The sequence below is a fragment of the Leucobacter sp. M11 genome (assembly GCF_035726885.1).
Lineage (GTDB): Bacteria > Actinomycetota > Actinomycetes > Actinomycetales > Microbacteriaceae > JAPFRB01.
This window is the reverse complement of sequence record NZ_JAPFRB010000003.1, coordinates 306340-307576: the sequence shown is the minus strand read 5'-3', so window position 1 is coordinate 307576 and position 1237 is coordinate 306340. Positions and strand designations below refer to the sequence as shown.

The window sequence follows — 1237 nt, the reverse complement described above, 5'->3', positions numbered from 1 at the left end:
GCTCCGCGTCCTCGCCAATCCAGTTCCGCGCGGCCACGACTCGGATGAGGCCGACCACCACCGAGAGGACCAGACCGAGGAGTACGGCGAGGAACACTGCGCTGACGCTCCAGCCCATCGCGGCGAAGACGGTGGCCGCGTAGATCAAAACGGTGGCGAGGGTGACCCAGACGAGCATGCGTTCCCCCTCCCGGTACACCGCAGCGGCGTTCGTCTCGGTGATCACGATGGGGTAGTTGAACAGCTGCGGGCGGCTGGAGAGCCACACGGCGCCGAAGATCACTCCGCACAGCAGCGCGGCGAGCGCGAGCAGGCTCCAGCGCGGACCCCAGGCGTCGGCCTCGCCGGTCAGGCCGAAGTGCGTCGGCACCGTCTCGGGAAGCGAGGCGTAGCGGACGAGGAGCAACACCGTGACCGCGATCGTCAGGATCACGCTGCCCCGACGCAGCCACACGGTGACCGGCCCGGTCTGGTAGTTCCGCGGCGGTCGGGTCTCTGCTGTCATCTGCGCAACTCCTCGATCCGATCGGTGACTCGTGCGCTCCACTCTGCCACACCGCGCCGGGCACGGATATTTCGGGCGGCTGTTGACCGCTCAACGGCGTCGCGAGCTTCCCGCTGTCGGGTCTGCTCCGGCTCGGCGCGTTTGCCGTCGATCCGCCGTTTGGTGTCACCCCCACCGAGCCGGGTGCCGCGAGAGGGCGAACACGCACCGGCGTCGCGCAGAACTCGGCTGGGCGCTCGTGCACACGCACCTCAACGAGCACCGCCATCTGACTCGGAACGATCACCTCTTCGCTTCCAAGATGACTCGGCGATCGGGCGCGCGGACGTACCTCGGAGCGTGATTTCGACGTCCGCGGTCATGGTGCGGAGATGACGATCGTGCGTGATCACGATGACAGTCCTTCCGGCAGTCGCAAGGCCGCTGATGAGCCTGCTGATCGTGTCGAGGTGGCGGGCGTCGACGCCAGTGCTGGGTTCGTCGAGGACGACGACAGGGCGATCGCTGAGGCGGGCGACGGCGATCGCGAGACGTTGCTGCTGGCCGCCCGACAAGGACAAGGGGTGCCGCTCTGCGAGGTGTTCCAGGTCAAGCTGCGCGAAGAGGTTCGCAACGCCAGGAGCATCGGGAGACCCCCGTGCCGCGAGGTCAAGTTCGCCCCGGACCGTGTCCGCGAAGAGTTGGCGCTGAACTTCTTGGGTGATGAGCATGCTTCCGCGGCGGCGTCCCCGT

General features: G+C 67.7%; 2 protein-coding genes. Both read right to left on the bottom strand.

Translation table 11 applies throughout. The features are described from left to right. A partial coding sequence (locus OOT08_RS09775) for a DUF1648 domain-containing protein (RefSeq protein WP_325092453.1) occupies nt 1-505 on the bottom strand: 505 nt, incomplete at its 3' end. A 251-nt stretch (nt 506-756) separates the two neighbouring features. Next, nucleotides 757-1237 (bottom strand): ATP-binding cassette domain-containing protein (locus OOT08_RS19150; RefSeq protein WP_442916216.1); only part of this gene is annotated, 481 nt, incomplete at its 5' end.